Origin of the sequence: Spirillospora sp. NPDC046719 (assembly GCF_040645715.1) — a bacterium.
Classification (GTDB): domain Bacteria; phylum Actinomycetota; class Actinomycetes; order Streptosporangiales; family Streptosporangiaceae; genus Spirillospora.
Genome location: NZ_JBEYYT010000437.1, coordinates 1 through 7653, shown reverse-complemented (window position 1 = coordinate 7653; position 7653 = coordinate 1). Strand labels below are relative to the sequence as shown.

The window sequence follows — 7653 nt, the reverse complement described above, 5'->3', positions numbered from 1 at the left end:
CGGTGCGGCGGATTTCCGCCGCACCGGGCCATGCTCATTCCTCAGACGTGTTGTTCGCGGAGAACCCGTCGGAGGACCTTGCCGTTGGCGTTGCGCGGCAACTCCTCGATGAAGTGCCAGTGGGCCGGGACCTTGAACCCGGACAGTTCGGCGCGGGCGAACGTCCGCAGGACCGAAGGATCCGGAGGCACCGCGGGGTCCGCGGGGACCACGAAGGCGGCCACCGTCTGTCCGAGCCGATCGTCGGGCACTCCCACCACGGCCACGTCGGCGACGGCGGGGTGCGCGGCGAGCACCGTCTCGACCTCCACGGGGTGGACGTTCTCGCCACCCCGGATGATCATGTCGCTGTGCCGGCCGGAAAGGTAGACGTAGCCGTCGGCCGTGACCCTTCCCAGGTCGCCACTATGCAGCCAGCCCTCCGCGTCCAGCACGAAGAAGTGGTCCCCTCGTGCGAGCACCTCCCCTACGCCATCGGCGTCCGGCTGTTCGATCCGCAACTCCACACCAGGAGCCGCGCGGCCGACCGACAGGAGCAGTTCCTCCCGGCCGGCCACCGCCGCCCGGTGGTCTTCGGGGGTCAGCACCGAGAGCGGAGAGCCTTCCGTCTGGCCGAACATGTTGAGCATGCGGACGCCCGGCACGGCTTCGTAGGTGGCGCGGAGCGTCGAGGGCCGGATCGGGGCCCCGCCGTATTGGAGCACCCGCCACTTCGCGGGCTGGAGCTCACCATCGGCCAGGAGCATCTCCAGCATTGCGGGGACCATGCTGGTGTGAGTGGCGCCCCGCTCGCACAGCAGTCGCCAGCCTTCGACCGTGAAGCGCGGAATCCCTGTCATCTGGGCGCCGACGCCCAGAGCGACCGCTACGTTGCCCAGCCCGGAAATGTGATGGAAGGGTGCGCTGCCGCCGTAAAGGCTCTCCGGATCCAGCTGGCACAGCCCGCCGTTCACGCGGGCGCGAGCGGCCAGGCGCCATTGAGCCATCGGGACCGGCTTCGGCACGCCGGTGGTGCCCGAGGTGTGCAACACGATCGCCACGTCGTCCGGCTTCGCGTGCAACTCCAGTTGCCGGGTCTCGAGCGGTGGCACGAGCACCAGGCGGCGGCCGGTCCGCTCCGCCACGTCGTGCCCCAAAGACGCGTACGCCTCCTGAGCCACCACCACCGGCGAGGCCATCGGACGAACCACGGCGGCGACCTCGGCGGCCGTCATGCGGACACCGAGCGGCGCGATCGGATGCCCGCTGCCGGCACCGCCGACGACGAGGGCGAGCGCCTCGGGCGAGGAGGCGATGAGGGCGGGCACCGGCGCCCCGGCGGGAAGATCGAGCGAGTCGAGCCACCACGCGGCGCCCGCGGCGCGGTCCATGAGCTCGCGCCCGCTCCACACCGTCTCGTCGTAGAGCACAGCGGCCCGGCCGTGATCGTAGGCGCCTGCCACCATCGCCGACCAGGTCACCTCCCGCGCCGAGAAGGACGGTTCAGTCGACACGTCGATGCAACCCTTCCTGGAGGACCGTCGCGACGAGCCGACCGGACCGGTCCCTGATCCGGGCGTTGCTCAGCGCTCGCCCGCCGCTGCTGCTGACCGGGTCGGACTCCATCAGCACCCAGTCGTCCAGCCGGACCGGCCGGTGGAACCAGACCGCGTGGTCGAGGCTCGTCCCGACGAAGTCGTGCGCCAGCGTGGAGCCCGGCGGCCGGGCGTCCATGACGACGCCGAGGTCGGAGATGTAGGCCAGTGCCGCGGCCTGCCACAGGGGATCCGCCGGCAGAGGACGGCGATGCCGGAGCCACATGGGGTGCAAGGGCACGAACCCGTCCGCACGCGGGCGGGCGACGTGGCGTATCTCGAAGGGGAAGCCGACGTCCCGCAGCCCCTGAGTCGGCTGCACCGTCATCGCGGTGGCGGGGTCGGCCGCACCCCCCTTCTCGCCTTCGTACCAGTCGTCGCCTGATTCTGCCGAATGAAGCGACGCCATCATGGTGAACAGCGTCCGGCCTTCCTGGTTCACCTCCACTTCGCGGACCGCGAAGGCTCGCCCGTCGCGGACCCGGTGGACGCGAATGTCCAGGGAGGGAAAATCGCTCGCCTTTCTCAGGAAATAGGCGTGCAGGGAATGCGGGACCTGTCCCGGGCGACCGGTACGTCCGGCGGCCATCACGGAGAGAGCCGCGACGAGTCCGCCGAAGAGGGTCCGGTGCCCGGTCATGGTGGCCGGAGCACGAAAGCGATCGGCTCCCGTGGGCGTCAGATCCAGAAGCGACCGGAGATCGTGCCATGCCGCCGCCGGTGCGGCCAGGGTCTCGCCGGCGGTACCGGAGGACCCGTTGCTCGTCGTCATTCTCGTGTGCACTCCGGTCGCTCAGCCCGGCAGGAACGGGTCGGCGACGGCGTCCCCGGGATCGAAGTCCGGAGGCAGGCCCTCGAACTTCGGCGGGCGCTTCTGGGTGAAGCTCTCGACTCCCTCCCGGAAGTCCGGCGATCCGGCGAAGTACTCCATCACCGAATAGCTCCGCGACAGGGCGTCGTCGAAGTCCCGGTCGAGATCGCCGTAGACCTGCTGCCGCATGACCGCCATGGCTCGCGGCGAGCAGTTGCGCGCGATGTCCCCCGCGTACGCGCGGGCCGCGTCCAGAAGGTCGCCGGGTTCGACGACCCGGCTCACCAGGCCGAGCGCCTTCGCCTCGTCGGCGTCGAAGGTCCGTCCGGAGAGGAGCAGGTCGAGTGCGTTCTCCAGGCCGATGACCCGGGGCAGGACGTAGGGCATGTTGTACTCGCCCGCCAGCCCCCGCCGCGTGAAGGCGGTGGTGAAGCGGGCGCCGCGTGCGGCGAACCGCACATCGCACATCAGGGCCTGGATGAGGCCGATCCCCGCGCAGCCGCCGTTGATCGCGGCGATCATCGGCTTGGGCAGCAGCCGCCTGCCGTACATCGGGGTGCGGTCCTTGAGGTTCAGGGTCTGTCCGGGCTGGGAGTTGCGCTCCAGCCGCTGCATGTCCATCCCGGGGCAGAAGGCCGTGCCCGCTCCGGTGACGATCAGGGCCCGGACGTCGGGGTCGGCCGCGGCCTGGTCCAGGAGTGCGAAGAAGCGCTCCTCCATGGGGATGTTCCAGGCGTTCTTCCGCTCGGGACGGTTGAACGTGAGCGTGGCCACGCCGTCCGGGTCCACCTCGTAGAGGACGAGCTCGTCCTGTTCCGGCATCTACTCTCCTCCGTTTCCGCTCGGCACCGGCTCGCCGACGCGGGGCCGCTCGCCGGAGACGCTCACGACGACCTGGCCCCGGGCGCACACCGAGCCGTCGGTCCTGCGGACCTCGACCTCGGCGAAGTGGAGCCGGCCTCCCCGCCGCACGCACCTCGCGTGCGCGACGACCTCCGTGCCGACCGCGGGAGCGAGGAACTGCACGGTCAGTGAGATGGTGCTCAGGCGGCTGCCCTTGCCGAAGTCGTGCCCGGCGATGACGGCGCCGCCGCCGGCCGTGTCGATGAGGGCCGAGACGACGCCGCCGTGAAAGACACCGTCATGGGCGGAGAGGCGCTCGGCGTACGGGAGGCTCATCTCGATTCCGGTGGGTTCCCACCGCAGCACGCGCATCCCGCAGTCGCTGTTGAACGCGACTCCGCTCTGCCAGTGCTCGCGGAACCACTCCCGTCGTTCCTGCTGTTCCGCCTCGCTCAGGGGGCTGGGACGAGTGACGGTCATTCGCCGTCCTTTCTCGGGAGCGGGATCAGGCGCCGGGTTCGGCGCCGACCAGGGAGACGAAGGACACGCATTCGCCGGGCGCGCCCCCGAGGTTGTGGGTCAGGGCGAGCCGCCGGCCCTCGGCGAGGGAGGCGATCCGTCGTTCCGCCGGCGCTTCGCCGCGGAGCTGCAGCCAGGCTTCGAACATCATCCGCAGGCCCGAGGCGCCGATCGGGTGGCCGAACGCCTTCAGCCCCCCGTCCGGGTTGACGGGCAGTTCGCCGTTGAGGTCGAACGCGCCCGCCTGGACGTCCTTCCACGCCTGCCCCCGCTCGGAGAACCCGAGGTCCTCCATGAGCACGAGCTCGGTGGGGGTGAAGCAGTCGTGGACCTCGGCCATCGCGATCTGCGTCCGCGGGTCGGTGACGCCCGCCTGCTGGTAGGCGTCCCGAGCGGACGCGACCACCTCGGGGAACGTCGTGAAGTCGTAGTCGGGGTCGCTGGTGCCGGTGGCGGCCCCGGCGACGAAGGACAGCGCCTTCACGAAGATCGGCTTGTCCGTGTAGCGGTGGGCGTCCTCGGCGCGCACCACGATGGCGGCCGCGGACCCGTCCGACACGCCGGAGCAGTCGAACACGCCCAGCATGCCAGCGACCGGCGGAGCCGCCTTGATGCGCTCGATCGGCACCTCCTTGCGGAACTGCGCGCGCTCGTTGCGGGCTCCGTTCACATGGTTCTTCCACGCGATCCGGGCCAGGACGTCCTTCAGCTGATCCTGGTCGACGCCGTACCGTTCGGCGTAGGCGGGCGCGAGAAGGCTGAACGCCGCCGGAGCCGTCATGTCGTTCATGCCGACGGTGCCGTCACCGGGGACCGCCGTGCCGACGAGTCCCGAGTAGCCCGAGTCCTTCAGCTTCTCCACGCCGACGGCCATCGCCACGTCGTAGGCGCCGGACGCCACCGCGTAGCACGCCTGGCGCAGGGCCTCCGAGCCGGTGGCGCAGAAGTTCTCCACGCGGGTGACCGGCTTGTCGGCGATGCGCAGCGTCCGGCTGAGCGTCAGTCCCGAGACGCCCGAGCCCTGGGTTCCGAGCCAGAAGGCGTCGATGTCCGGCAGGTCGATCCCCGCCGACCGGGCGGCGGCGTTCGTGGACTCCACCAGCATGTTCTCCACCGACCGGCCCCAGTGCTCGCCGAAGGCCGTGCAGCCCATGCCGACGATCGCCACGCGGTCGCGGATACCGTTCGATCCCACTGGTCTCCTCCTCAGCCTTGCCCCGGGACACGGCGCGCGGGCCGTGCCTTCCAGAAGTAGTTGTGGACGCCGCGGGCGGTCTGGGTCCGCCGGAACGACATCTCCACCCGGTCTCCGATCCGGACCGTCCCGGGGTCGGTGTCGGTCAGCTCGCACCGCAGCCGGCCGCCCCCGTCGAAGTCCACGACGGCCGTGACCACCGGAGGGCTGAGCGAGTACGCCAGATGGTCGACGGTGAAGGTCGCGATGGTCGCAGGGACGTCGGCCATCGGCTCGGGTTCCATCTCCCCCGTGTGCCGGCAGGCGCGGCACACGTCGGCGGGCGGAAGGTGCCGCGTTCCGCAGGACGCGCACCGGCCTGTCACGAACGCGTACTTCCAGTCCGTCGAGCGGTACATGGGCGGCGCGTACGGGGGCTCTGGATCGGGGCGCCGGGGCGGCTCCCGGTCGAGCAGGCCTCGCCAGGTCAGGAAGGTCGCGTAGGACAGCGAGTCGTCACCGCCCGCGATCTGCTCCGCGACCGCCGGCGAGGAACGGCGCTCGCCCAGCGCCTCGGTCGTCCGGAAGACCAGCGACGAGGCGCCGTCGGCCAGCAACAGGATCGCGATCGTCTCGCCGGGCCCCGCCCGGTCCAGCACGTCGCAGAGGACGACGCCGAACTGCGCCGTCCCCGGGTTGCCGATCGCGCGGGCGAGGTCGTCCGCCCATGCCTCGCGCGGCACGCCCGTCCGTGCGGCGGCCGCACGAACGGCGCGGCCGTGGGCGCCCGCGACGATGAGGTGGTCGACGGCGTCCGGCGTGAGGTCGGCCTTCTTCAGCGCCTGCGCGAAAGCGGCTTCGGCCAGCGGCACGTACGCCTGTTCACCGAAACGCTCTTCCCAGATCCGCGACGAGATGTCGCCCTGGAGGCGCCAGCGGTCCAGGAACTCCGCGGTCGCCCAGCCCTGGCCGAGCAACTCGGCGATCACCGGCGCGGTGGACGCCTCGTCTCCCGAGCCGGAGAACAGCAGGGCCGCCGCCGCGTCGCCGCCGTCCCGTTCATCGGCTCCGCCGGGAAGCCCGCCGCGGAGATCCGACAGCACCGCCAGCGTGGGGACCGGCGAGTCGACGGCCGCGGTGACGGCGTCCAGCCCGGACCGGATGGCCCCGCACATGTCGGCGGCCGGCGCCGACCGGTCCAGCCGCAGCGCCGCGTGGACGGCGGTGGCGTTGGTCTTGTCGGTGTACGCGGGCGCCGACGACGCGAAGAACAGCCTGCGGGGGGCGTGCCCCTCGGGCAGGCCGCGCAATGCGGTGCGGCCCGCCTCGACGCCCAGCGAGGTGCTGTCCTCGTCATGCCCGGCGACCGCGCGGGTCCCCGGCGCGGCCGGGCCGCCGAGCACCGCGGCGATCTCCGCACGGCGCAGCCTGCGGTGCGGGACGTAGGCGCCGTAGGCGATCAGACCACCCATGTGACCTCCCTCTCAACCTGCGATATAGTTACATAATTCTACTACTTTAACAAGCCGGGAGCGGGCTCCACATCAGGGGCCCCACCTTGCGAGATATAGCTAGATATATAGAATAGTTTCATCTTCTCGGGGATGTTCAGGAGGGTCTGATGACCAAGATCTGGGCCAACTCGGCCGACTCCCACGTGCTGGAGCCCGACGACCTGTGGCTCCAGGCACTGCCCAAGCGGCTGGCGGAGCGCGCCCCGCGCAGCGAGCGCGGCGACCGGTTCGAGGTGCTCTACATCGACGGCGACCAGGTCAGCCGGCAGCTGAACGACATGATGGACGCGATCCGCCCGCCGGGCGCCCGCGACCTCGACGTCCGGCTCAAGGATCTCGACCAGGAGGGCGTCTGGGGACAGGTGGCCTTCCCCTCGATGGGCTTCTGGCACGTGCTCATCCGGGACCAGGAGCTCGCCCGCGAGGTCGTCCGCTCCTGGAACGACTGGGCGCACGCGGAGATCATGCAGCGCACCGAGAGGATCTTCACCCCGGCGTGCGTCTCGATGGCGAACATGGACGACGCCGTCGCCGAGCTCGAGCGCGCCGCGGAGATGGGCTTCCAGGCGGTGTTCCTGCCCACCCAGACCGCGGCCGGCGAGGAGTACGGCCTGGACCGGTGGGAGCCGCTGTGGACGGTCGCGGAGCGCGCCGGCATGACGCTGGCCTTCCACATCGGGACCGGCGGCGAAACGGTCGTCTACCGCGGTCCGGGCGGCGCGGTCGTCAACTTCATGGAGACGACGTATCCCGGCATGCGGGTGGTGTCGCACCTGGTCGCGGGCGGTGCCCTGGACCGCCACCCCGACCTGAAGATCTTCATCGCGGAGGGCGGCGCGTCCTGGCTCCCGGCGATCGCGGACCGGATGGACGAGGCCTACCGCCAGCACGGCATCTTCGTGCGCCCGAAGCTCAGCCGCCTGCCCAGCGAGATCATCAAGCAGCAGGTGTACGCCTCGTTCCAGCACGACGTCAGCGCGGTGGACACCGTGAGGTACACCGACTACCAGAACGTCATGTGGGGCGACGACTACCCCCACTTGGAGGGCACCTACGGCCACACGCAGGAGACCCTGCGTGGCCTGTTCGACGGGGTGCCGGACGCGGTTCGCGAGCGCGTCACCCGTGGCGCGTTCAACGAGCTGTTCAAGGTCCCCGAGCAGACCGCCGCCCAGGCGGCCGTCTGAGCGGCCACTGCTCCCCGGGCGCGCCGGGCGG

The 7653-nt window shown here is 71.0% G+C and carries 7 protein-coding genes; 1 reads left to right on the top strand and 6 read right to left on the bottom strand.

Translation table 11 applies throughout. The features are described from left to right. Positions 1 to 41: 41 nt before the first annotated feature. The 6 genes from ABZ914_RS42190 to ABZ914_RS42165 are packed head-to-tail and all read right to left on the bottom strand — an operon-like array spanning position 42 to position 6393. Positions 42 to 1493 carry a class I adenylate-forming enzyme family protein gene (locus tag ABZ914_RS42190; RefSeq protein ID WP_500200336.1) on the bottom strand — a complete coding sequence of 484 codons (1452 nt, stop codon included), beginning with the start codon at positions 1491 to 1493 and terminating at the stop codon, positions 42 to 44. Further along, positions 1483 to 2346: an acyl-CoA thioesterase gene (locus ABZ914_RS42185; protein WP_500200333.1), complete on the bottom strand. Its 864-nt coding sequence runs from the start codon at positions 2344 to 2346 to the stop codon at positions 1483 to 1485. The genes ABZ914_RS42190 and ABZ914_RS42185 overlap by 11 nt, the downstream gene beginning before the upstream one ends. A 21-nt stretch (positions 2347 to 2367) precedes the next feature. After that, a complete protein-coding gene (locus tag ABZ914_RS42180) occupies positions 2368 to 3207 on the bottom strand; it encodes an enoyl-CoA hydratase-related protein (RefSeq protein ID WP_500200332.1) in 840 nt (279 codons plus the stop codon). Next, a complete protein-coding gene (locus ABZ914_RS42175; RefSeq protein ID WP_500200331.1) occupies positions 3208 to 3708 on the bottom strand; it encodes a PaaI family thioesterase in 501 nt (166 codons plus the stop codon). A gap of 25 nt (positions 3709 to 3733) precedes the next feature. Beyond that, positions 3734 to 4942, bottom strand: coding sequence for an acetyl-CoA acetyltransferase (locus ABZ914_RS42170; protein ID WP_500200329.1), 1209 nt, complete (start codon positions 4940 to 4942; stop codon positions 3734 to 3736). A gap of 11 nt (positions 4943 to 4953) precedes the next feature. Beyond that, the gene (locus ABZ914_RS42165) at positions 4954 to 6393 is read right to left on the bottom strand and encodes an OB-fold domain-containing protein (protein WP_500200326.1); all 1440 of its coding nucleotides are present in this window, start codon (positions 6391 to 6393) and stop codon (positions 4954 to 4956) included. A 149-nt stretch (positions 6394 to 6542) separates the two neighbouring features. Here ABZ914_RS42165 and ABZ914_RS42160 point away from each other — a divergent pair, with 149 nt between their 5' ends. Beyond that, positions 6543 to 7622, top strand: coding sequence for an amidohydrolase family protein (locus tag ABZ914_RS42160; RefSeq protein ID WP_500200324.1), 1080 nt, complete (start codon positions 6543 to 6545; stop codon positions 7620 to 7622). Positions 7623 to 7653: the final 31 nt, after the last annotated feature.